Here is a 23459-nt window from a genome sequence, read left to right on the forward strand (position 1 = left end):
CTGCTTGACGGTCGATGTCAGTTCTTCCATCGACGATGCCGTCTCTTCCAGCGAGCTCGCCTGGGACTCGGTACGCGACGAGAGGTCGGCATTGCCGGCGGCGATTTCCCGAGAAGCGACGCCGATGTTTTCCGTACCGTTGCGCACATTACCGACAATCTCGGCGAGGCTGTGGTTCATCTCACGCAATGCCCCAAACAGCTGGCCGATCTCGTCGCGGTTACTTTCGTCGATGCGCGATGTGAGGTCGCCGGTCGCAACACGACTCGCGACCTCAACAGCGTCATTCAAGGGGCGCGTAATGCTGCGGGTAATCACAAAGGCGAGCAGGCTGCCAGCCGCCACCGCGACCGTACCGAGCGCGAACAGCAGAACAAGCAGCTTATTATCGTCCGCGACCGAACCCGAGAGGACTTCGTTGGCAGCCTTCTGCTGCAATGCAACGAGTTTATCCATTTCAACCACGGCTTGCTGGTTGAGCGGGTCAATGCGTCCCGAGATGATTTTGGATGCGCCCTCGGAGTTGAATGCCAATGCCTGGCCAATCGCTTCCTTGAACGGTGCGGCGATCTCCTGGTCGAGACGCGTAATCTCACCGACGATCTTCTTTTCCTCATCGGTCAGGCCCAGTGCGCTCAGTTTGTCACGCGCTTCCGCATAATGTTTGTTTTGCGCCTTGACGCGTGTTTCTTCTTTTTGCATTGCGCTCACATCGGACTGCAGGCCGATATTGCGCATGGCGACGCCGCCTTCCAGCAGCGCGCTTTTCATGGCTGCCGCCAACTGTCCTTTATTGTTGGCCCGCTCGAGCCCTTCGATCAGTGTTTTCTTGTTGTTTGTCGTGAGTACATTGCCGACCGCGATACTCAGGACGAGAATGGCCAGAATGACGCCAAATCCCACTCCCAAACGCGCGCCAATACGCAAGCTACGCAGATTCATGATTCATCCCCTGACAGAAGGTGTTGTATTCGCTAGGCAGCAAAAACAGATCAAAACCGAACGTTATGACCTCGCGAATATATTACCTTGAAGAAATGGTCCGATCCATCACAAACGCCAAAAAAGCCTGTTTTGTACAAATATTGGACACACCTCGCCACAAACCTGCGACTGAACGAACGTACTATTTCTACGAACCTGCAAGGCCCGTACTGATTCAATAACAAAATCAGTCAAAGCGCATACTGATTCGGAATGTAAAAGACGACCGGGAGAATGCCTTCGATGCGTGCTGCTTCCTAGAGCGGATTTCATCGTGGTGTACGGAGAATTGGGTCGACCTGGCGTGCAGGACAAGGCGCGCGAAGTGCCGGAAGTGCCGTGTGGCGGGCCACACAAGCGACAAGCAACGCCGTCCTGCGCGTCAAGGCGGACCGAGGCGACAGTACACACGATGAAATCCGCTCTAGCCAGCGAAGCATGCACTGCGGATCGCTCGGATGCCGAGGCCACCTATGTCCGACGTCAGCTGAAACGCACGCGGCCTGCAGATTCATGAACAAATCTGCAGGCCGCGTTTGTCATCCGGGAATGGAACGACTTGTTGCGCTATTCAGCGCTTCGGTGAGTCAGAACTCTTCCCAGTCCTCGCCGCTGCCGGCCGGGGCTTGTGGCCTGGCGCGCACAATCGGTTGTTGCGAAGTACGAGCTTGCAATGCCTTGCCAGATGCGGTGCGCGTAGCCGGGACCGCAAGCGGCTTTGCTGGCTTTGCTGGCATTGAAGGCGCCGCCACTGTGGAGGGAACTGGAACTGCTACTGCGGGCAGATACGCCGACTGCTCGCTGGCATTCAGCTTGAAGACCGCCACTGCCTGCGCAAGTGTCGATGCCTGCGTCTGCATGCTATCGGCGGCAGCTGCCGCCTGTTCGACCAGAGCGGCGTTCTGCTGCGTCATTTCATCCATCTGCGTGATGGCCTGGTTGACCTGCTCTATGCCTGCGCTTTGTTCGTCGCTGGCTGCAGTGATCTCGTTCATGATGTCGGCAACGTGCTTGACCGACGTGACGATTTCATCCATCGTCTTGCCGGCCTGACCTGCGCTTTGTTCGTCGCTGGCTGCAGTGATCTCGTTCATGATGTCGGCAACGTGCTTGACCGACGTGACGATTTCATCCATCGTCTTGCCGGCCTGATCRACCAGCTTGCTGCCCACATCGACCTTCTCSACCGAGTCGCTGATCAATGCCTTGATTTCCTTGGCCGCACCCGCMGARCGCTGTGCAAGATTRCGYACTTCCGCAGCCACCACCGCGAAGCCCCTGCCCTGCTCGCCGGCACGCGCTGCTTCGACTGCCGCATTCAATGCCAGAATGTTGGTCTGGAATGCAATCCCGTCGATCACACCAATGATGTCGACGATCTTGCGCGAGCTTTCCTTGATCGAGCCCATGGTCTCGACCACTTGTCCGACGACCGAACCGCCGCGCATGGCGACGTCGGATGCCGAGACGACCAGCTGGTTRGCCTGACGTGCATTCTCTGCATTCTGCTTGACGGTCGATGTCAGTTCTTCCATCGACGATGCCGTCTCTTCCAGCGAGCTCGCCTGGGACTCGGTACGCGACGAGAGGTCGGCATTGCCGGGGATGCCGAGACGACCAGCTGGTTGGCCTGACGTGCATTCTCTGCATTCTGCTTGACGGTCGATGTCAGTTCTTCCATCGACGATGCCGTCTCTTCCAGCGAGCTCGCCTGGGACTCGGTACGCGACGAGAGGTCGGCATTGCCGGAAGCAATTTCCCGAGAAGCGACACCGATGGTATCCGTGCCGATACGTACCTGGCCAACGGTATGTGAAAGGCTATCGATCATCAGCTTGAGGGCCGCCAGCAACTGGCCCGTTTCGTCATTGGATTTGATATCGATGTTCTGCGAAAGATCGCCGGCAGAGACGCTGCGTGCAATGCGAACTGCTTCATTGAGCGGATTGGAGATCGCCCGAATCAACCACAGGCCGATCAAGGCAGCCAGCCCGACACCGAACAGCATGGCGGCGATGGAGACGTTGCGCACCATAATATAGAGCGCCTGGGTTTTTTCGAACTCGCTCTTTGCGACGTTTTCCTGCATCTTGATCAAGCCGTCGATGTGCTCCTGGAACACCGCATAGTGCTGGCTCATTGGCCCTTGCATCAACTCCATCGCCTGCTGCACGTTGGCGGCCCGCAGCGCGTCGACCGTCGGCTTCAGGCCTTCCGCCGTATATTTTTTGCGACTCTCCAGCGACTTGGCAGCGAGCACCTTTTCGCCGTCGCTCATATTGGACGCCATGAAAACGGTCCATAGCTTTTCGACCTCGGCCGTTTTCCGATCGACTTCATCCATGCGCTTGACGACCACCGCCGGGTCGCCGTTCATCGATTCAGCGACCGCCATCCGATTTTCGGATGCCATTCGTACGATATGGTTCAACTGGCCAATCGGCACCATCCTGTCGTCATAGATCGTCTTCAGTGAATTGTTCGCCGAATTCAGGCTCGTTATGCCGACGAATCCGCTGCCCACCAGCAGCAACGAAAGAAAGCTGATCACGAATACGAGTCGTGACTTGATTGTGAGGTTACTAAGCATTGTCTCTACCTTATTGTTTGTCTGGGCGCAGCGGTACGTTGCCGTTGCGCCTGCATAGTCTCGCTGGATGAATATTTCCGGCCGTCTTCGCGGCCTTCTATTTTTTATTGCTGAGCGTGTATCTTAGGCGGCGATCTTGTCGATCAGGCCCATTTCTGCGCTGGACATCAGTTTGTCGATATCCACCAGGATCAGCATGCGCTGGTCAATTGTGCCCAGACCGATCAGATAATCGGTATTGAGTGCGGTACCCATTTCCGGTGCCGGCTTGATCTGCTCCGGCGACAGGGTGATGACGTCCGATACACTGTCGACCACCATACCGACGACGCGTCCGCCGATATTCAGGATGATGACAACGGTGAACTGGTCATACGTCGGTTCGCCCAGATGGAACTTGATACGCATGTCGACGATCGGCACGATAATGCCGCGCAGGTTCACCACGCCTTTGATGAAGTCGGGTGCGTTAGCGATACGGGTAACGGTTTCATAACCGCGGATTTCCTGAACCTTGAGAATATCGATGCCGTACTCTTCCTTGCCCAGGGTAAAGGCGAGGTATTCCTGGCCGGCGATATCGTGGTCGGATTTTTCTCCGAGGTTCGGCGTATTCATTTGAACTGCTTGTGTCATGGCTGTGTCCTTCTCAGGAAAAAATAGATTCGTCAGTGAGCTGACGGCTTGATCGAAGCAAGGCTGCGACGTCGATAATCAATGAGACGCCGCCATCACCCAGGATGGTGGCGCCCGAGATGCCGGCAACCTTGCGATAGTTGGATTCGAGATTCTTTACGACTACCTGCTGCTGACCGACCAGTTCGTCAATAAACAGCGCCGCCTTCTTTCCTTCGGATTCAAGGATGACGACGATGCCTTGCGATGGGTCGGTAAAGCGCGGCTCAATGCCAAACATCTGGTAAAGCGGAATCAGCGGCAAATAATCCCCACGCACCTTGACGACGCGTCCCTGACCGCTGATCTCCTTCACATCGACCGGTGCGGGCTGCAGGGACTCGACGACATAACCGAGCGGAAGGATGTAAATTTCTTCGCCCACCCGGATCGACATGCCGTCCAGAATGGCAAGCGTGAGCGGCAAGGAAATTGAAATGGTAGTGCCGAATCCTTTTGCCGAACGGATATCCACTACCCCACCCATGGCAGTGATGTTGCGCTTGACGACATCCATGCCGACGCCACGCCCCGACACATCGGTTACTGCCTCAGCCGTGGAAAAACCGGGCGCAAAGATAAGTTGCCAGACATCCGAGTCGGACATGTTGTCTGACATTGGCAATCCCTGCGAGACTGCCTTGGCAAGGATTTTTTCGCGGTTGAGGCCACCGCCGTCGTCGGTCACCTCGATGACGATATTGCCCCCTTGGTGGCCCGCCGAAAGCGACAATCTTCCGGTCTCGCTCTTGCCGGCCCCCCTGCGGATGTCCGGCATCTCGATCCCATGATCGATACTATTACGCACCAGGTGGGTCAGCGGATCGACAATGCGCTCGATCAAACCCTTGTCCAGCTCGGTGGCGGCACCGTGCGTGACGAAGTCAATGCGCTTGCCCAGCTTGCTGGCGAGGTCGCGCACCATGCGCGGGAAACGGGAAAATACGTAATCCATCGGCATCATGCGGATGGACATCACGGCTTCCTGCAAGTCGCGGGTATTGCGCGTGAGCTGACTGACGCTGTTGAGCAGGCGCTCATGCTGCATGGGGTCGAGCGAACCGGTGCGCTGCTCGATCATTGCTTGCGTGATCACGAGTTCGCCGACGAGATTGATGAGCTGGTCAACCTTTTCGATGCCGACACGGATAGAGGATGTTTCAGCGTTGTGCGCTGCCTTGTCCGCTTCGCGCCTGGATGCGGTTTTCTTATCAGCCGTTGCCTGATTATCCTGATGCGTCGTCGTTACGGTGACGGAAGGTGTCGCAACGGTCTGCTTCAACGCCTCTGCGGCTTCCCTGGCGGCAGGCGGCTCGAAGGGCTCGAAAAAACCATAACCCTGCTTTGCTTCCTGCGCAGCCTTGGCAGCGGCGGCCTGTGCGGAAAAATTTTCGATCGGCTCAAAGAAACCGTAACCCTGCGCATCCTCCTGCGCTGCCTGAGCGGCCCTGGCTTCGGCCTCGGTCATTGCGCGCGGTACCGCCTCCTCGGAAATCTTCAGGTCGTCCGGATCGAGGATAAACGAACAGATTGCAATGATATCGTCGGCGGAACCATTGCCGACCAGCGTAAATACGGTGCGGTTGCCGTCGAGATTCTCGCGGCTGATGTGGCCTAGCAAGCCAAGTTCTGCGAAAAGCGCTTCAACGTCGCGCGTCGCGATTTCGGGTAGCTCGATGCGGAAACGGCGGGCCGAGTCATCAGCCGGCATCGGTATGTCGATGGGTCTCGCCGCGACATCGAGCGATGCGCTCGGTAACGCTTCAGGCATATCACTTTCCGACAGAGATTCGAGCAGCATGCGCGCGTCCGCCACAGCCTCCTGGTCGACCGGCGTATGCAGGCGATGGCCGTCGAGTTGCATCTTGAGCACATCCTTGGCGATCAGAAAAGCATCGACATGTTCGGCTGACAAGGCCATTTCCCCCTTGCGGATCTTGTCGAGCAGGGATTCGAGAACATGCGTCACATCCGTCAGGTCGGTCAGGCCGAACGTACCCGCGCCGCCCTTGATCGAATGGGCGGCACGAAAGATGGCGTTCAGATCTTCTTCGTCCGGAGAGGAGACATCGATCGCCAGGAGCAGCTTTTCCATCTCTGCGAGAAGCTCTTCGGTCTCGTCAAAGAACACCTGGAAGAACTGGCTCATATCAATGGTCATTTTGGAACTCCATCATCTACGCTTTTCTCGATTGCTTATACTGCCTGCCACGACGGCGATGCCTATAGCAGGGCTGCTCGCGCTTAGCCGACCACCCGCTCACCCAATCACTTTTTTCACGACTTCGGTCAGGCGTTGCGGATCGAAAGGTTTGACCAGCCAGCCATTGGCACCCGCTGCACGACCCTTGGATTTCATTTCGTCGCTGGACTCGGTTGTCAGCATGAGGATGGGTACCTTCTGATACGTCGGCAAGCCCCGCAGCGAACGGATCAGGCTGAGGCCGTCCATGCGCGGCATGTTCTGGTCGGTCAGCACGAGGTCGAACACCTGTCCTTTCGCCTTGTCCAGACCATCCTGTCCGTCAATCGCCTCGGTGACCTGATAGCCGGCGGCACGCAGGCTGAAAACAACCATCTGTCGCAAAGAGCCTGAATCATCCACTGCCAAAATCGTTTTTGCCATCTTTGTAACTCCTGCAATTTTCATGTCCGGGAGTACCCGGGGTTCTTCACTTGGTATCGCTTCATTGCTGACGGCGAAGGCACATGCTCTCAAGGCCGATGCGTATCGCGCAGTGTCAAATTATCTTCAAAACAGTTCGATGTCGCCGCTTTCCATGTGCGTCTGGCAGACCGCCTTCCACAGCGCACTTTCGAGCTTCAGGCTCTGTTCCTCCAGGACCTGATTGATGGTGTTCAGGGTCTGGATGATTTCTTCGGCATTGCTCTGGGAAATGGTGGCACTACTCGGTCCGAGTCCGCCGAGTACCTCACGCAATCCGGTGACGCGCTGCACGGTACGACCGAGCAGTTGTCCGGTCATATCCTGGAATTGCAAACCGGTCACGGCAGCGTTGACATGACTGCCGATCTCGGCGTGCCGCGCCTTCAGGTTTTCCGCGATTTCGTGTGTCAGTGTCGAGCCGGAGAGCAACAGGTCGATGGTCTGCTGTTGCGAGGTGATGGCTTCATGGATGGCCATGAAACTCGCACCGAGCTTTTCGATGGCTTCGCCGAGAAGAATGCTGGTTTGCACCAGGTCGGTCTCGACCTCTGTCAGATGCTGCGTGCCGTGATCCGATAAATTGGATAACAGATGCTGTACCTGAGAGCCCAACAATTTTTCTTTAGTCATGAAAACGTCCCGTCCCCAACAGCATTCTTCTGCTTACTCGCGCCGAACATTCTTACTTGACCGGTTCTGGCTTGGTTGCCGCGTTCGTTAAATCCTGCTTGACCGCCACGTCCTGCTTCACCGGAACGTCCTGCTTCACCGGAACGTCCTGCCTGATTTCCGCTGCACCGGTCACTTCGACCGTGCCGCCATCCTTCGACGCATTCTCTTCCGCCTTCTTATTCATCACGATAATGCTGATACGCCTGTTGATAGGGTTGAATGCGTCATCCTTGTCAAACAATACCGCAGAGGACAAGCCCACCACGCGCAAGACCTTGGTCTCGTCCATGCCACCGGCAATCAGCGCGCGACGCGATGCATTGGCCCGGTCTGCGGATAACTCCCAGTTGCTGTAACCCTTTTCGCCGCTGGCATAAGGCGTCGCGTCAGTATGCCCGGAAAGGCTTATTCTGTTGGGCATATCATTCAATGCCCGACCAATTTCATACAGAATGTCTTTTGTATAAGGCTGCAGCTCAGCCTTCGCCAGGGCGAACATCGGCCGGTTCTTTTCGTCGACGATCTGGATACGCAGGCCTTCGGTGGTGATGTCGATGAGCAGCTGGCTCTTGAACTGCTTGAGGCTGGGACGTGCCTCGATCGCGTCTTCAATGCGTGCCTTCAGAGCACGCAGCCTTGCCAGTTCGGCACGCTCGAGTTGTGCTTCCGCTTCTTTCAGATGTGCGGCCTGGAGATTGTAGGTCTTGCGCATCTCCGGGTCGTCGCCTTTCTTGACCTGGCCGTCCTTGCGCGTGAGGTCTTTACCACCGCCCTGCACGATGCTGGAGCTGTCGCCGGAGCCTGATCCGCCCGACATGGCAACCTTGAGCGGCGTCTTAAAGTATTCGGCGATACCCTGCAGGTCGCCCTTTGCGGTCGAACCGAGCAGCCACATCAGCAGGAAGAAAGCCATCATGGCCGTGACGAAGTCGGCGTACGCAATTTTCCATGCGCCGCCATGGTGGCCGCCGCCACCTTTTTTCACCCGCTTTACGATAATCGGGCGTAAGCCTTCGTCGGCCATTTCCTGTTCTGCCTATTCTGTTGTTACTTCGACTTGGACGACTTAATGTGTTCTTCCAGCTCGCTGAAGGAAGGACGCTCGGTCGAGAAGAGCACCTTGCGGCCGAACTCCACTGCCAGGGCCGGCGCATAACCATTCAGGCTCGCCAGCAGCGTGACTTTCACGCACTGGAACATCTTTGACGATTCGTGCAGCTTCTGCTCGAGCAGCGCCGACAACGGGCCGACGAAACCGTAGGCGAGCAGAATGCCGAGGAAGGTACCGACCAGCGCGTGTGCGATCAGCATACCGAGTTCGGATGGTGGAAGACCGACCGATTCCATGGTATGCACGACGCCCATCACCGCGGCGACGATACCGAATGCGGGCAGGCCGTCGCCGAGTTTTGCCACGCAATGGACCGGCACTTCTCCTTCCGCATGATGGGTCTCGATTTCGTTGTCCATCAGGTTTTCGATCTGGAACGCATCCATATTCCCGGATACCATCAGTCGAAGGTAATCCGTCATGAATTCGACGATGTGATGATCGGCCAGGATGCCGGGATACTTGCTGAAAATCGGGCTCTGCTCAGGATTCTCGATGTCACCTTCGATCGACATCAGACCTTCCTTGCGCACCTTGCTGAGGATTTCGAAGAGCAAGGTCATCAGTTCCATGTACAGCGCCTTGGTGTACCTGGAACCCTTGAGCACCGTCGGCAGCGCCTTGAGCGTCGCCTTGATCGCCTTGCCGTTGTTACCCACAAAGAATGCACCCACGGCCGCGCCGCCGATCATCAGGAGTTCAAGCGGCTGGAACAGGGCCGCAAGGTGACCGCCCGCCATGGCGAAGCCGCCGAACACGGATGCGCAAACGATGAGATAACCAACGATAACTAACAAAGGCGGGCTCCGGGTCCTGGGCGACCTGACGACCGGAGCGACATCTTCCCGTGACGGCAATGTCGGATCTGGCTCAGACGCTCCTGATTAAATGTATTTCTCTATGCCAACCATTTTGCCAATTCGACGAGCGCTTCACAACCAGTATGTGTAAAGGTGTGGTCAAACTGGTGCTTGATGACGGCGTTCATAGGGTTTTACGACCTAAAAGCCGCAAACTTGAATCCATAAGCCTGAATCGCAGCGGCGAGCGGAGCGCTTAGCGCAAGTTCGAGCAGATTCGCGCAGATCAGCGGTACCAGCCATATAAGGCGGGCCCGCTGCCGCCCGGATGCAGAATGAGGTCTGGCTTGACGCCCACGACCGGGAATTCCAGACTGAGCAGCAGTGTGCCCTGCCGCATTTCGGCACGCGCCTTTTGCCAGAGCGAGGGCATGGCCGCCGGCGACAGGTAGGCGAAAACGACATCGTAGTCACTTAACGCGAGTCGACCGTAATCTTTACGGATGAAGCAAGCACTGCTGCCGCGAAGGCGTGCACGCAAGACGCTGGCCAGCCATGGAAGAGGCGCCAGCTCAACGCCTTCGATGATTCCATCTGGACGATGTTGGGCAAGATGCATCACGAGTCCGCCAAAACCGCTGCCGATATCGACAACCCGAACACCCGGCTTATGGGGAATGAGGCTTTCCACGGCACGCCAGGTATCAAGGCCCGAGGGGTAATACGGCACTTGTGTGCGGAAAGTGGTCCAGTACAAGGGCAGGAGCAGGAGAAAAGCGCTCAGGAAAATCCAGGACGGAAGGTGAAACGCGAGCAGAACCACCAGCGCAACGGGAAACAGGAACTGGATGGCCAGCCACCATGACGCCATCCGCCGCCAGCGCGACAAGGCGGTCGCCAGGACACCCTGCATGATTGCCGCACTGATGACATTGACTTGTATAGCGGTCATCCGGCCAATCGCCACTGAGCCGGCGACCACGACGACGAAGGAAAGAATCTGGAGCAGCAGCGCCTGGACGGCAGGTGTGTGCAGGAGGGATTTGTGCGGCGAGGCACCGTGGGGCGGGTGCCCGTTTGGCATGATACGAAAAGACGACTGACGCGATTAAGGATTTACCACCGCATCAGGCCTGGAATGCCGCGGAGTCAGCGGCACCGGCCACACCTGCCACATTTGCCGCACCGGCCACATTTGCCGCACCGGCCGCAGCCTCTTCCTTCAGTTTCTTGGTTTTGCCGGCGCGCGACGGCATATGGCACAGGCCGCAGGTGTAATGACTGTTGAGATCGAGCCGGTGTACGACGAAATCACCACCGCATTTGCTGCAGGTCGCGGTTTCCAGCATCTTGCTTTCGAAGAAACGCACCAGTGTCCACGCGCGCGTGAGCGACAGCACCGGGTCACCGGATGCATCCGGTTCGACTTGTTCGAGATAGAGCTTGTACGCCTTCATTACGGCTTCGATGCCGGAAATCTGCGCATGCTCGACCAGGTATTTGTGGATGTTGATGAACAGCGAAGAATGGATATTCGGCTGCCAGGTGATGAACCAGTCGGTCGAAAAAGGCAGCATGCCTTTCGGCGGCGATACCCCCTTGAGCTCTTTGTACAGCTTGAGCAGGCGCTCGCGGGACAGTGTCGTTTCCGACTCCAGCAATTGCAGTCGGGCGCCAAGGTTGATGAGCTCGATAGCGAGCTGAATCTCTTGCGCTTCCGTCACCACGCTTTTCTTTGCCATGTTCGTCCTTGTACCTGCGCCTTTGAACTTGCTACTTTACTTGCTTCTGCCTGAGCCGCGACCGCCGGTCAGGACATTTCTTCGATCTTCTGCCCCGCCATCAGGATGGCCGCATGCGAATGCGCCAGCCCACGATCCTTATGGTAGTTGGTCAGCATGCCAAGAATGGCCCCGTCGTCAAACCGGAAGCGCGCCAACATCATGTTGTTGCTTGCCAGCTTCAGGATCTGTGCGTTGTTCAGGCCTTCCAGAAGGTCGGCGATTTCGCCGCTGATTCCGAGCCGGAAAACTGCGGCGGCTTTGTCGGAACGGATCATTTGCTGCGCCAGCATCAAATAGCTCAGGTTGGCATCGCGAATCTCGGCCAGCATGTCGTTTATGTTCATCATGATCCCCTATCCTTGGAAACTGTTGCCTTGTGGCATGTCAGTGAGATGGATTCTGAACCTGGTGGTTCATGGGGAAAATCGGAGTACGCCCATATTTCATGTCAGACGCAAGGCGACATGATGTGTAGGCGTTTGTCCTACAACGCCCACCAATGGGGAATGCCGCGCTTCTCAAGAAGCCCGGGAGATGGCGTGGCTGCTGGGTTTGCGGCAAAAATAACAACGCTGCGACCTGAGCCTTCACCAAGGGAATTTTTAAAAAACCTAGTGTTACTACGCGTAACCGATATTGTGTTTGAACAAATTCTTTGGCTTTTCTTGAACAAAACCGTCCTGCTCTGTTGTTTAACGGCAGCAAAATCGCGAACTTTAGGGTCTGCACAAAAAAAGTTGGTTTTTCTTCCGGTTATTTTTGTTATCGGCATCACGCGCACTGAATTTAGGGCGTCGCCAGTTTTTTAACCCTCTGCTATGCCCGCACGTAATGAAGTGCCATTGCAAATCATGCAATATGGAAAATATTTCGTGTCTCCTCGGGCACTTTCAAATTTTCCGTAAGTCTGCAGCATGACGTGTGGTGCACCTAGGCATATGCACATGACTGAAGCCCACCACAGGCAGTGATTTTTTTGACAACGCATGCAAGCGGCCCTGAGCGAGTACGGCCTGAACAGTCCGCTGCACCTTCCGGAGGAGACAAGCATGAGCGCAGTTCTTCAACCACATTACGATCAATTCGATCCCGCCGACATCCTGCGCGGCTTGTACGGCGACGGCATTATCGGCCTCAAGGGCGCATTCACCCGACGCTGGGTGCAAGATCTGCGCGAAGACATTGACATGCTGTTCGAAGAGGCCAAAAAGCGGCCAGGCGGCGCTCTGGGACGTGGTCCGAATCGCTTCTATGTGGAAGTTCACCCCGAGCGCATCCGCGGCTTCCGTGACCTTATTTCGCACCCTTGGGTGGTCGCCGTGTGTGAATCAGTCCTCGGCCCGGACTATCGCATCGTCGAAGCCGGCTTCGACGTGCCTGGGCCTGGTGCTGCCAACCAGCCATGGCATCGCGACTTCACGATGCCGGAAGCAACACGCACGGGACGCCGCCTTAACTCACTGGCATTCAACATCACCACGGTCGATGTGGAAGAAGATATGGGACCGTTTGAAATCGCTCCCGGAACACAGTGGGACGAGTTCAGCGGATGTGAAAAAGGCATGTTCCCTCCCCCCTCGCTCTACCACCGCTACGAAGCGCGGGCACAACGCAAATATCCGAAGATGGGCGACATGTCGGCAAGGTCGGCATTGACCATACATCGCGGCACCGCCAACCGCTCCAACAAGTCGCGTCCGGTATTTGTGCTCGGTGTCGATGCGCCGGATGCAACCAATTCACAGCATCATGATTTTCAGGTAACGCGCCAATATTATGAATCGCTCGCTGTGGACCTGCGTTCACATCTGACATGCCGCGTGGTGGATCAGCTTGAGAACATCACGCAGGCACATACTATTGAGGGACTGATCAAGGGCATTGAATAACACCTGCCCTGGTCGTATTTTGGCGGCGGGCGATTGCCGCCGTAAAGGAATGCCGCTGGAATGTGCGGTGCTGAAAGTAAAAAAGCCCCTATCCGGGGCTTTTTTACTTTCAGCATCACAATATCCCCGCAGTATCCGTCAGCAGATCAACGTCAGGAATATTGGCCGTCACCATGCGTGAAACTTGTGTCTGGAAGCAAGTTATTCCAACGATCCGCACAAAAGGAAAAAGCCCTTCAAAAGGGCTTTTTCATATTCTGGCGGAGACGGAGGGATTCGAACCCTCGATACAGGTTTAAGCCCATATGCTTCCTTAGCAGGGAAGTGCCTTCGACCACTCGGCCACGTCTCCACACATCAAGCGGTGTTGCCACACGCTTTAGTGAAGTCCCGCATGATAGCTGCTCACGGGGACTTGGTCAATGGAACAATGCAATCAATGGAGATTGATCAAGCTTTTTCCAGGTCAAATGCCTTGTGCAGGGCACGCACCGCGAGCTCCATGTATTTCTCGTCGATCAGCACGGAAATCTTGATTTCGGAGGTGGAGATCATCTGGATATTGATGCCCTCTTCCGACAGCGTGCGGAACATCTGGGATGCGATACCAACGTGGCTGCGCATGCCGACGCCGACCACCGATACCTTGGACACTTTGGTGTCGCCATTGATGCTGGCAGCAGCGATGTGCTCCTTCACGCTCTTGTTGAGCACGTCCATCGCTTTGGCGTATTCGCCGCGCGGCACTGTGAACGTGAAGTCAGTTTTGCCTTCGACCGACTGATTCTGGATAATCATGTCGACTTCGATATTGGCATCGGCAATCGGACCGAGGATCTGGTAAGCGATGCCCGGCTTGTCGGGTACGCCCAATACGGTGATCTTCGCTTCATCGCGATTGAACGCGATACCGGAAATGACGGCTTGTTCCATGTGTGTATCTTCCTCAAACGAAATCAGGGTGCCGGAGTTGGCTTCTTCTTCCAGCGACATGAGCGGATCGGTCAGCGACGACAGCACGCGCGTCGGGACCCTGTAATTGCCGGCGAATTCCACCGAGCGGATCTGCAGAACCTTGGAGCCCAGCGATGCCAGTTCGAGCATTTCTTCAAATGTCACGGTCTTCAGGCGACGGGCCTCGGAAACCACGCGCGGGTCGGTGGTGTACACGCCATCGACGTCGGTGTAGATCAGGCATTCCTGCGCCTTCAGTGCTGCTGCCACGGCCACGGCCGAGGTATCGGAGCCGCCACGGCCGAGCGTCGTGATGTTGCCGGCATCGTCCATACCCTGGAAGCCGGTGATGATGACCACCTTCCCTGCGTCGAGATCCTTGCGCACGCGCACGTCGTCGATCGACTGGATACGTGCCTTGGTGAATGCAGAGTCGGTCTTGATCGGCACTTGCCAGCCGGCGTACGAGACTGCCTGCTTGCCGATGGACTGCAGTGCCATGGACAACAGAGCAACCGAGACCTGTTCGCCGGTAGATGCAAGCATGTCAAGCTCGCGCGGATCAGGCTGCGGCATGATTTCCTTGGCAAGACCGATCAGGCGGTTGGTTTCGCCGGACATGGCCGATGGCACGACGACGATTTGATGACCAGCGTCATGCCATTTGGCGACGCGCTTGGCGACATTCTTGATGCGCTCGGTCGAGCCCATGGAAGTGCCGCCATATTTGTGGACGATTAAAGCCATAAGGTGGGAAAGGTACGCTGAGAAAAGGAGAAATTTTGATAAAAATCAACCCTTTACTTTACCCGCTAAGAGCTTCAAAGGCAAGAGTACACCGCTGGAATTTCGACGATCCATCGGCATAACAATGCAAATTCCGGTGAAAATTCAGGTGTGGTCGTGTTCCCAGCGCAAGCGTATTGCCTGACCGGCATGAGAAGAATTTGCTTCGACCGATACGTCGCTAATCCAGTGCATGCCAATGCCTGCCGCAAAGACAAGATGCGTGTCCGTTGTCACTACTGGCAGACGCAGCCTTTGCCAATGCGGGATATCCAGTGCCTGGTAGTGATACTTCAGGCTGCGTGTTGAGCGATTGGCCGCAGGCTTGAGCCGTTCGCCACCGCTACGCAGGCGCAATTCCAACGCCTGGGCACGGAGCCATTCGGCATCGACGCCTTCTTCCGCATACTCGAAATGGAGCGTGCCGCGAAACTGCGGAAACCGGATTGCCGCTTCGTTATTCCAACGAAATGGCGCAGGCGGAACATCAAGATCGGTGTCGTCCTGTCGCGGCGTGAGGAATACGCGATCCCTGTGACGCCGGATTTCACAATCGGCATGCGTGACGCGGATCCTGGCGTCTTCCTTGGCGCCGAACAGTTGCTCCCGCATCTCGCTCAGCCACGCTGTCGCCGGCATGCGCACACCGCGCAACGCAAACCAGTACCGCAGCACATTGTCGATACGATCATCGGTCAGTTGGCCCAATTGACTTAGACGAATATTTGCCCCTTCAGCGCAGGCAGCGAGATCCTGCGCCGCGAGTTCATTGAGCAGACGCTGCGCCGATTGCGCGTGCTGCGCCGACCGCGCAAATCGCTGCTGGAAACCGGGAAAATGCGCCTCCAGCACCGGCATTACCTTGTGTCGCAAGGCGTTGCGCGCATACCGTGGATCGCTGTTGGATTCATCGTCGACATGGGCGATGCCGTAATGGGCTGCATAGCCTTCCAGGGCTTGACGCGATATGTCCAGCAGCGGCCTGCCGATCAGCAGCGCATCATCACCCACAAGGCTGGGGGCGGTATTCACCATTTCCATGCCGGACAACCCAGCCACACCGGATCCGCGCAGGAGCTGCAGCAGCACGGTCTCAGCTTGATCATCACGATGATGAGCCGTGAGCAAAACGGGAATCGCCTGCTCTCTACACAACTCACCCAGCGCGGCGTACCTGCTGATACGGGCGGCCTGCTCGGTACCCTGCTTGTGGCGATCGGTAAGTTCAACCCGGCGGACGCTGAAATGTACGCCCGCGCTGGCACACTGTTTTTCGCAGTGAGCGCTCCAGGCGTCGGCATTCGGGCTCAATCCGTGATGGATATGGAAGGCATACAGCACGAGCCCATGGGATTGGGCGTAACCGTGCGCGAGCTGAAGCAGGACGGCGGAATCGAGGCCGCCGCTATAGGCGACTGCGATCGTCCTGCGGTTTGTCAGCGCCGTGTCTTGTTGCGCGCCGTCCGTTGAAACGACAACGCGCGCCAGGATGGCTCCCAGCGCGCGCTCAAACACGTCCTGCAGGCCCGGAGCCCCGGAGGCTGTCCCGGTGTCTGCATTCATTGTCTTATTCCGGCGAATTGATTTCCTTGAATTTGCCGTAACTCAGCAGCTTCTCATGGCGAGCGGCGATCAGATCCTTGGTCTTGACACCCTGGAACTGGCGCAGCGAATCGGCAAGTGCGCGCTTGAGCAGCACGGCCATCTGCTTGGGATCGCGATGCGCGCCGCCCAGCGGTTCGCTGACGATCTTGTCGATCAGGTTCATGGCCTTCAGGCGGTGTGCAGTCAGGCCCAGCGCGTCGGCTGCATCGGAGGCGCGCTCGGACGTCTTCCACAGAATCGAGGCGCAGCCTTCCGGCGAAATCACGGAATACGTTGCGTACTGCAGCATCAGCACGGCGTCGCCTACCGCGATGGCCAGCGCGCCGCCCGAACCACCTTCACCGATGATGGTAGCGATCAACGGCACCTTGAGTTCAGCCATCACATAGAGGTTATGACCGATGGCTTCAGACTGCCCGCGTTCTTCCGCATCGATGCCAGGGAAGGCGCCAGGCGTATCGACAAAAGTAAAGATCGGCAGGCCGAATTTTTCAGCGACTTTCATAAGGCGCATTGCCTTGCGATAGCCTTCCGGCTTGGGCATACCGAAGTTGCGCAAGGCGCGCTCCTTCGTGTCACGGCCCTTCTGGTGACCGATGACCATGCATGATTGCCCGTTGAAGCGCGCCAGGCCACCGACGATCGACAGATCGTCCGCATAGCTGCGGTCGCCATGAAGCTCGTGGAAATCGGTGAAGATTTCATTCACGTAGTCCATTGTGTATGGGCGCTGGGGATGACGTGCAATCTGCGACACCTGCCATGGTGTCAGTTTGGCGTAGATATCCTTGGTGAGCTGCTGGCTCTTCTTGGACAAGCGGTCAATCTCTTCCGAGATGTCGACAGCCGAATCATCCTGCACGAAACGCAGTTCTTCGATTTTTCCTTCAAGTTCGGCAATCGGTTGCTCAAATCCGAGAAAAGTTGTTTTGCTCATCGTGCTTCCTTCTATCAATCAACACGAGGTGGTTGGGTTGTCCGCTTCGCTGTCTTATGCTTATTACGTCACCAGGTCACTAGTGCTTAGATCGCTGGGTTACTTAATTGCTGCCTATTTACCAAGCACCATTTATTCAAATCAGTACACCACCGGCGCAGCATCAAGGCTGCGCCATAAATACCAGGTTGCCACTGTACGCCATGGTTCCCAATTTGCGGCAACTTCCCGCGCGTCGCTGCGCGATACCGGCTCGTTAGAAAAATAGTTGACGCTGATACCTTTCAGCAAGCCAACATCGTCCAACGGCAACACATTTGGCCGAAGCAGATTAAATATCAAAAACATCTCGGCTGTCCAGCGTCCGATTCCACGGATCTGGATCAGTTCCGAGATGACTTCTTCGTCTTCCATCTCTGTCCATTTGTCGGCGTGGACCCGCTTGGCCTTGAAATGGTCGGCGAGATCGATGACGTATTCAGCTTTCCTTTTCGACAAGCCGCAGGATGCGAGCTTTTCCGGGCCGGCTTTCAACACCTGGGCCGGCGTACATTTCGGACAGGATTCGAGGAAGCGCTGCCAGACGGCGTCGGCCGCCTTGACCGAAATCTGCTGGCCGACGATGGAACGCGCGAGCGTCGTGAAGGGTTCTCCACGGCCGATCAGATGCATGTCGCCAAATTGGGGAATGAGCTTGCGCATGATGCGGTCGCGCTTCATCAGCTCTTCCTTTGCATCCTGCCAGTACGCGGGCACACCAATGCCCCCGATGGGCTGTCGGGTTTCGGTCATGCTGCTCAGGCCCTTCGCCACTCGGTCACGCCACCGGGTTTGTCTTCAAGGATGATGCCTGCCGCAAGCAGCTCTGCACGAATACGGTCCGCGTCGGCGAAATTCCTGGCTTTCTTTGCTTCGGCACGTGCCGCAATCTGCGCCGCAATCTGGTCTTCACTCAGGCTGTCGCCCGCCGCATCGGCGGGGCCAGCCTGCAGAAATTCCTGCGGTGTGCGTTGCAGTAGCCCGATAACACCGGCGAGCGCTTTCAGTTGGCGCGCCAGTTCAGGTGACTTGGTCTTGTTGACTTCATTGGCGAGATCGAACAGGACCGAGATAGCAATCGGCGTATTGAAATCATCATTCATCGCCTCGGTGAATCGCACCGCATGAGGCTCGCTCAGGTCGAGCGCATGGCCGTCCGGCTGCACGTCCTTCAATGCGGTGTAGAGGCGCGTCAGTGCGTGGCGCGCATCATCCAGATGCGCATCGGAATAATTGAGCGGACTACGGTAATGCGCGCGCAGGATGAAGAAGCGAACGACCTCCGCGTCATACTTCTTGAGCACATCGCGGATCGTGAAGAAGTTGCCCAGTGACTTGGACATCTTTTCATTGTCGACGCGGATAAAGCCGTTGTGCATCCAGTAATTGACGAAGGTGTGCTGATGCGCACCTTCAGACTGGGCGATCTCGTTTTCGTGATGCGGGAATTGCAGGTCTTCGCCGCCGCCGTGAATATCGAATTGTTCGCCGAGCAGTTCATTGCTCATGGCCGAGCATTCGATATGCCAGCCAGGGCGGCCCTTGCCCCACTTTGAATCCCATTTCACTTCATCGGGCTCGGATTCCTTCGACGCCTTCCAGAGGACGAAATCGAGCGGATCACGCTTGCCGGTATTGAGTTCGACGCGTTCGCCGGCGCGCAAGTCATCGAGCGACTTGCCGGACAGTTTTCCGTAAGTGGGAAAATCGCGCACCGAGTAATTGACGTCGCCATCGCTCGCCTTGTAAGCAAGGCCATGCTGCTCGAGTTTTTCGATCAGGCCGAGCATTTGCGGCACATATTGTGTTGCGCGCGGTTCGTGGTCGGGTTTCTGCACGCCGAGAGCGCCGGCGTCTTCGTCCATCGCCTCGATAAAGCGTTGCGTCAACTGAGAGATGGATTCCTTGTTTTCGACCGCACGCTTGATGATCTTGTCGTCAATATCCGTGATGTTACGGACATAGGTCACATCCAGACCGGACGCGCGCAACCAGCGCTGGACCATGTCGAAGACCACCATGACGCGGGCATGGCCGAGGTGACAATAATCGTATACGGTCATGCCGCATACATACATGCGTACCTTACCGGCTTGCATCGGCACGAAAGCCTGCTTGTCACGCGCCAGCGTGTTATAGATCTTGAGAGCAGTCATGGGCGGTTTTCTGTTTCGGCTATGGACTTGTCACGACTTGTCACGCGATTGGCCTGCTCCTGCACAGCGACATCCGAGGTGTCGGATGACGGAATGCAACAGCGGCGCCGAAACCCTTTTGTCATGCTTATTTTGATAAAATGCACGGTTTCGCCGCAGTATAACATCGAAGCCCCTGCTCGCGATGCGGGTACTGCACTACGGCAAGGGCCATGGAAGATACACAATCGGAAATTCCCTGTAAAGAGAAAAGGAAGCACGCATGTCATCTTCACGTCGACATTTCATCCGGCTGATTGCCGCTCTGTCAATGACGGCCGCCGTCCATGGCGTCCAGGCAGCCGACAATCCGCAGGTTGCACTCAAGACTAACATGGGCAATATCGTTCTTGAGCTGTATCCGGAGAAGGCGCCGAAATCGGTCGCCAACTTCCTGGATTATGTCAGGAAAGGCCACTACAGCGGCACCGTGTTCCATCGCGTCATCAACGGCTTCATGATCCAGGGCGGCGGCTTTGACAAGGACATGAAGCAAAAGCCGACTAACGATCCCGTAGAGAACGAAGCGAAGAACGGTTTGAAGAACGAGCCTTACACCGTTGCCATGGCGCGCACTTCGGACCCGCATTCGGCATCCGCACAGTTCTTCATCAATGTAAAAAGCAACAGCTTCCTCGACTACCCTGGCCAGGACGGCTGGGGCTATGCAGTGTTCGGCAAGGTCGTCAAAGGCACCGACGTCGTCGACAAGATCAAGGCGGTGGAAACAAGCAACAGCGGCATGTTCCAGAATGTTCCGGTCAAACCCGTGATCATCGAATCCGCCAACATCGTCAAGTAAAACCAACTTTCATAAGGGACCATCATCATGGCTGTCATCCTCACCACCAATCACGGCAACATCAAGATCGAACTCGACGCGGAAAAGGCGCCGAAGACCGTAGAAAACTTTCTCGCCTATGTACGCGCCGGTCACTATGACGGCACCATTTTCCATCGCGTGATCGACGGCTTCATGATCCAGGGTGGCGGCTTTGAACCCGGCATGAAGCAGAAGCCGACTAACGAGCCCGTAGAGAACGAAGCAAAGAACGGTTTGAAGAACGAGCCTTACACCTTGGCCATGGCACGCACCTCGGATCCGCATTCGGCATCGGCGCAGTTCTTCATCAACGTAAAGAACAACAGCTTTCTGGACTATCCGGGGCAGGATGGCTGGGGCTATTGCGTGTTCGGCAAGGTTGTCGAAGGCACCGACGTCGTCGACAAGATCAAGTCGGTCAAGACAACCCGCACCGGCATGTTCTCCGACGTACCGGTAGAGAACGTCGTGATCGAAAAAGCGGAAGTGGTCTAAAACTGTTGTCCTTTACTGATCCCGCAATTCGATGACCAAACCATCGCACAAAGCGCAACCTTATCCGGTTGCGCTTTTTGTTTCGGACGTGCATTTGCAGCCGTCACTGCCACGCACGGCCGAGGCTTTCCTGAATTTTCTGCGCCAGCATGCAGTTCACGCCGAGCAACTTTATCTGCTTGGCGACCTTTTTGAATACTGGGCGGGCGATGATGATCTCGACGTGCCCTTTCACCGGCAAATCGTCGACGCTCTGCGAAGCGTGCGTAACGCTGGCGCATCGATCTGCTGGATAGGCGGTAACCGTGACTTCCTGCTGGGATCCGGCTTCGCCGAGGCCGCAGGTCTGACTCTGCTGGATGAGCCATTTACCGCCGAGATCGCCGGACTGCGGCTAGTCTTGCTGCATGGCGATGCGGAATGCACCGATGACCTGCCCTACATGGAATTTCGTCGTATGGTGCGGCAAGCCGAATGGCAGCAGCAGTTTCTTGCGATGCCGCTTGCCCAGCGCAAGGCGATCATCGATGGCATGCGATCCGGCAGCCGCAATGCGCAGAAAAACAAGTCGTACGACATCATGGACGTCAACACTGCCGCGATCGATGCGGTATTTGAGCAGACCCAGGCAACGCATATGATCCACGGACACACGCACCGTCCCGCGGCGCACAAACATGTGGTCAGCGGCCTTCCCAGATGGCGCTACGTGTTACCGGATTGGGATTGTGATGACGAGCCGATGCGCGGAGGCTGGATCGGCATTTATCGGGATGCTTCGGTCAAGCGATTTGGGATCGACGGGAGTGTCGTCGATGAGCGGGCTGATTAAAAAATCTGCGGATACATGTCAGAAGATGCACCAGGCGAGTATAGGCGGCACTTGAAATACCTTGCACTTCACCTTGCTTGCGGGATTTCTGCATCCTAACCCGCGTCCTTGCTCTGCGCCTGATTCAGTTTATTCGAATTGCTTCCGAAATTCTTCAAACTGCGCCTTCAACACATCTATCTCGCCACGCATTTTCAGCACTTCCGCTTCGAGTTGCGCGATCCGGTCCTGTCGCGGTGTTTCAACGCCGGTTGAAAAACTTGCCGCCACTTCCTGACGTTCCAGCACTTCAACACCGGACAACAAATGCGCATAGCGCGTCTCTTTGGTACCTGGTGCCCGTGCAAGCCTGGCAACCACCGGCGGATATTTATCGATCAGGAACTGCAGCGCGGTTTCCACTTCGCCAACCGTCGAAAAATCATGAACCCGTCCGCTGCGTGAGCGAATTTCACCGGCGGTCTGTATCCCTCGAAGCATCAGGATTACCAGCACGGCAAGCTTGTCCTGCTCAAGCGACCACTTCATCCGCATACGGTGTTCATACTTGGCGACACGCGCACCGGCTTGCCGCACCTCGGAGACCAGTTTCTTCTGCACCAGGCGCTCAAGGACATCCTGCACCGTATCCTCGGAAATAGACATCACCGGATCGCGACTGGATAACTGGTTGCAGCCGTTAGTCAGCGCATTGAGAGACAAGGGATAGTTATCAGGTGTCAGCGCTTCTTTCTCGGCCAGGACGGCGAGTACGCGCACTTCAAAGGGATCGAGCACTTCAAGCCCGTCACGACGGGGCTCTGCGGTTTCAGCTGTATCAGTCGTTTCACTCACGACGGTTCTTTCATTCAACGAGCTTGTTGAGTTGGTCGGGGTTGAGACGCGGTGCATCCGGCATCGCTTCGCACCCGACTCCGGCATTCTTTAACGCGGCAAGAATTTTCTGCATTTGCTCATCCTGCGCAGCGGCATGGTCGATGAGTTTATGGAGAGCGGTCGACAGCGGATCTTCGCCACTGCTGAGGGTAACACCGTAAGCGGCAAACACGCGCGCGGTTGCTTCCTCACGTTGCTTGCCCACATCCTTTTGCATGATGTGCGCGGGGTTGCCCACCGCTGTCGCGCCGGGCGGAACTTCCTTGACGACCACGGCGTTGGATCCGACCTTGGCACCCTCGCCTACCGTGAAGCCGCCAAGGACCTTGGCACCTGCGCCGATGATTACCCCGCGTGCAAGGGTAGGATGTCGTTTGGAACCCTTGCTGAGCGAAGTGCCCCCAAGCGTGACCCCCTGATAAATCGTGCAGTCGTCGCCTACTTCCGCCGTCTCGCCAATGACCACCCCAAAACCATGATCGATGAATACCCTGCGTCCGATGGTTGCACCCGGGTGGATTTCAACTGCCGTCAGCCAGCGCGCAATCTGCGATATAAACCGTCCGAGCCACTTGAACCCATGCAGCCAGCACCAGTGCGCCCAGCGATGCATGATGATCGCGTGCAGGCCGGGATAGCAGGTCAACACCTCCCAGCCGGTGCGCGCGGCGGGATCGCGTTCAATAATGCTGGCAATGTCTTCGCGGATGCGGCTGAACATGTGAGCTCGAAATCAAATTGAAA

Annotated in this window: 23 protein-coding genes, 1 tRNA gene and 1 pseudogene; 5 read left to right on the plus strand and 20 right to left on the minus strand. The window is 56.5% G+C overall.

Going from position 1 to position 23459, the window contains the following annotated elements; genetic code table 11:
- The 12 genes and pseudogenes from ASE07_RS14325 to flhD all read right to left on the minus strand — a co-directional run.
- The coding region (locus tag ASE07_RS14325) for a methyl-accepting chemotaxis protein (protein ID WP_156396646.1) at positions 1-942 on the minus strand (942 nt) is incomplete at its 3' end.
- A 629-nt stretch (positions 943-1571) separates the two neighbouring features.
- Positions 1572-2585 (minus strand): annotated as a pseudogene (locus ASE07_RS14330) (methyl-accepting chemotaxis protein); the annotation flags it as partial.
- A complete protein-coding gene (locus ASE07_RS29450) occupies positions 2507-3574 on the minus strand; it encodes a Tar ligand binding domain-containing protein (protein ID WP_057291520.1) in 1068 nt (355 codons plus the stop codon). The pseudogene ASE07_RS14330 and the gene ASE07_RS29450, both read right to left, overlap by 79 nt.
- A gap of 123 nt (positions 3575-3697) precedes the next feature.
- Positions 3698-4210 carry a chemotaxis protein CheW gene (locus ASE07_RS14340; RefSeq protein ID WP_057291521.1) on the minus strand — a complete coding sequence of 171 codons (513 nt, stop codon included), beginning with the start codon at positions 4208-4210 and terminating at the stop codon, positions 3698-3700.
- 13 nt (positions 4211-4223) lie between these two features.
- A complete protein-coding gene (gene cheA, locus ASE07_RS14345) occupies positions 4224-6410 on the minus strand; it encodes a chemotaxis protein CheA (protein WP_057291522.1) in 2187 nt (728 codons plus the stop codon).
- A gap of 99 nt (positions 6411-6509) precedes the next feature.
- Positions 6510-6875, minus strand: coding sequence for a response regulator (locus ASE07_RS14350; RefSeq protein ID WP_057291523.1), 366 nt, complete (start codon positions 6873-6875; stop codon positions 6510-6512).
- A gap of 126 nt (positions 6876-7001) precedes the next feature.
- Positions 7002-7547: a hypothetical protein gene (locus ASE07_RS14355; RefSeq protein ID WP_057291524.1), complete on the minus strand. Its 546-nt coding sequence runs from the start codon at positions 7545-7547 to the stop codon at positions 7002-7004.
- Between the two features lie 52 nt (positions 7548-7599).
- The gene (gene motB, locus ASE07_RS14360; RefSeq protein WP_082584154.1) at positions 7600-8613 is read right to left on the minus strand and encodes a flagellar motor protein MotB; all 1014 of its coding nucleotides are present in this window, start codon (positions 8611-8613) and stop codon (positions 7600-7602) included.
- A gap of 23 nt (positions 8614-8636) precedes the next feature.
- The gene (motA, locus tag ASE07_RS14365) at positions 8637-9497 is read right to left on the minus strand and encodes a flagellar motor stator protein MotA (protein ID WP_057291525.1); all 861 of its coding nucleotides are present in this window, start codon (positions 9495-9497) and stop codon (positions 8637-8639) included.
- Positions 9498-9786: 289 nt separating this feature from the next.
- The gene (locus ASE07_RS14370) at positions 9787-10584 is read right to left on the minus strand and encodes a class I SAM-dependent methyltransferase (RefSeq protein WP_057291526.1); all 798 of its coding nucleotides are present in this window, start codon (positions 10582-10584) and stop codon (positions 9787-9789) included.
- A 43-nt stretch (positions 10585-10627) separates the two neighbouring features.
- Complete coding sequence (flhC, locus tag ASE07_RS14375; protein ID WP_082584155.1) at positions 10628-11242, minus strand: flagellar transcriptional regulator FlhC; 615 nt, start codon at positions 11240-11242, stop codon at positions 10628-10630.
- Positions 11243-11310: 68 nt separating this feature from the next.
- Positions 11311-11628 carry a flagellar transcriptional regulator FlhD gene (gene flhD, locus ASE07_RS14380; RefSeq protein WP_057291769.1) on the minus strand — a complete coding sequence of 106 codons (318 nt, stop codon included), beginning with the start codon at positions 11626-11628 and terminating at the stop codon, positions 11311-11313.
- A 15-nt stretch (positions 11629-11643) separates the two neighbouring features.
- On the opposite strand from flhD, the gene ASE07_RS28855 reads away from it, so the two are divergent.
- Positions 11644-12093, plus strand: a complete 450-nt coding sequence (locus ASE07_RS28855) for a hypothetical protein (RefSeq protein ID WP_156396648.1) — start codon at positions 11644-11646, stop codon at positions 12091-12093.
- Between the two features lie 240 nt (positions 12094-12333).
- Positions 12334-13173: a phytanoyl-CoA dioxygenase family protein gene (locus tag ASE07_RS14385; protein WP_057291770.1), complete on the plus strand. Its 840-nt coding sequence runs from the start codon at positions 12334-12336 to the stop codon at positions 13171-13173.
- 258 nt (positions 13174-13431) lie between these two features.
- Here the strand turns inward: ASE07_RS14385 and ASE07_RS14390 are convergent.
- The 6 genes from ASE07_RS14390 to cysS all read right to left on the minus strand — a co-directional run bounded on the left by ASE07_RS14390 (position 13432) and on the right by cysS (position 19650).
- Positions 13432-13525, minus strand: a tRNA-Ser gene (locus tag ASE07_RS14390).
- A gap of 98 nt (positions 13526-13623) precedes the next feature.
- Positions 13624-14874, minus strand: a complete 1251-nt coding sequence (locus ASE07_RS14395) for an aspartate kinase (protein WP_057291527.1) — start codon at positions 14872-14874, stop codon at positions 13624-13626.
- 144 nt (positions 14875-15018) lie between these two features.
- A complete protein-coding gene (gene tilS / locus ASE07_RS14400; protein WP_057291528.1) occupies positions 15019-16476 on the minus strand; it encodes a tRNA lysidine(34) synthetase TilS in 1458 nt (485 codons plus the stop codon).
- A 4-nt stretch (positions 16477-16480) separates the two neighbouring features.
- Positions 16481-17455: an acetyl-CoA carboxylase carboxyltransferase subunit alpha gene (locus tag ASE07_RS14405; RefSeq protein ID WP_057291529.1), complete on the minus strand. Its 975-nt coding sequence runs from the start codon at positions 17453-17455 to the stop codon at positions 16481-16483.
- Positions 17456-17596: 141 nt separating this feature from the next.
- Positions 17597-18247: a DNA-3-methyladenine glycosylase family protein gene (locus ASE07_RS14410; protein WP_057291771.1), complete on the minus strand. Its 651-nt coding sequence runs from the start codon at positions 18245-18247 to the stop codon at positions 17597-17599.
- A 5-nt stretch (positions 18248-18252) separates the two neighbouring features.
- The gene (gene cysS / locus ASE07_RS14415; RefSeq protein ID WP_057291530.1) at positions 18253-19650 is read right to left on the minus strand and encodes a cysteine--tRNA ligase; all 1398 of its coding nucleotides are present in this window, start codon (positions 19648-19650) and stop codon (positions 18253-18255) included.
- 262 nt (positions 19651-19912) lie between these two features.
- Here cysS and ASE07_RS14420 point away from each other — a divergent pair, with 262 nt between their 5' ends.
- From ASE07_RS14420 to ASE07_RS14430, 3 genes are read left to right on the plus strand one after another with little or no spacing between them, the layout of a single operon-like run.
- Positions 19913-20491, plus strand: a complete 579-nt coding sequence (locus tag ASE07_RS14420) for a peptidylprolyl isomerase (RefSeq protein ID WP_057291531.1) — start codon at positions 19913-19915, stop codon at positions 20489-20491.
- A gap of 27 nt (positions 20492-20518) precedes the next feature.
- Positions 20519-21007 (plus strand): peptidylprolyl isomerase, encoded by a 489-nt coding sequence (locus tag ASE07_RS14425; RefSeq protein WP_057291532.1) that lies wholly within the window; start codon positions 20519-20521, stop codon positions 21005-21007.
- A gap of 31 nt (positions 21008-21038) precedes the next feature.
- Entirely contained in the window at positions 21039-21839 is an 801-nt protein-coding gene (locus ASE07_RS14430; RefSeq protein ID WP_057291533.1) for a UDP-2,3-diacylglucosamine diphosphatase, read from the plus strand.
- Positions 21840-21968: 129 nt separating this feature from the next.
- Here the strand turns inward: ASE07_RS14430 and ASE07_RS14435 are convergent, their stop codons facing one another.
- Entirely contained in the window at positions 21969-22673 is a 705-nt protein-coding gene (locus ASE07_RS14435; protein ID WP_057291534.1) for a YceH family protein, read from the minus strand.
- A 10-nt stretch (positions 22674-22683) separates the two neighbouring features.
- Positions 22684-23436, minus strand: a complete 753-nt coding sequence (cysE, locus tag ASE07_RS14440) for a serine O-acetyltransferase (RefSeq protein WP_057291535.1) — start codon at positions 23434-23436, stop codon at positions 22684-22686.
- Between the last annotated feature and the right edge of the window lie 23 nt (positions 23437-23459).

Source organism: Noviherbaspirillum sp. Root189 (assembly GCF_001428545.1).
GTDB lineage: Bacteria > Pseudomonadota > Gammaproteobacteria > Burkholderiales > Burkholderiaceae_D > Noviherbaspirillum.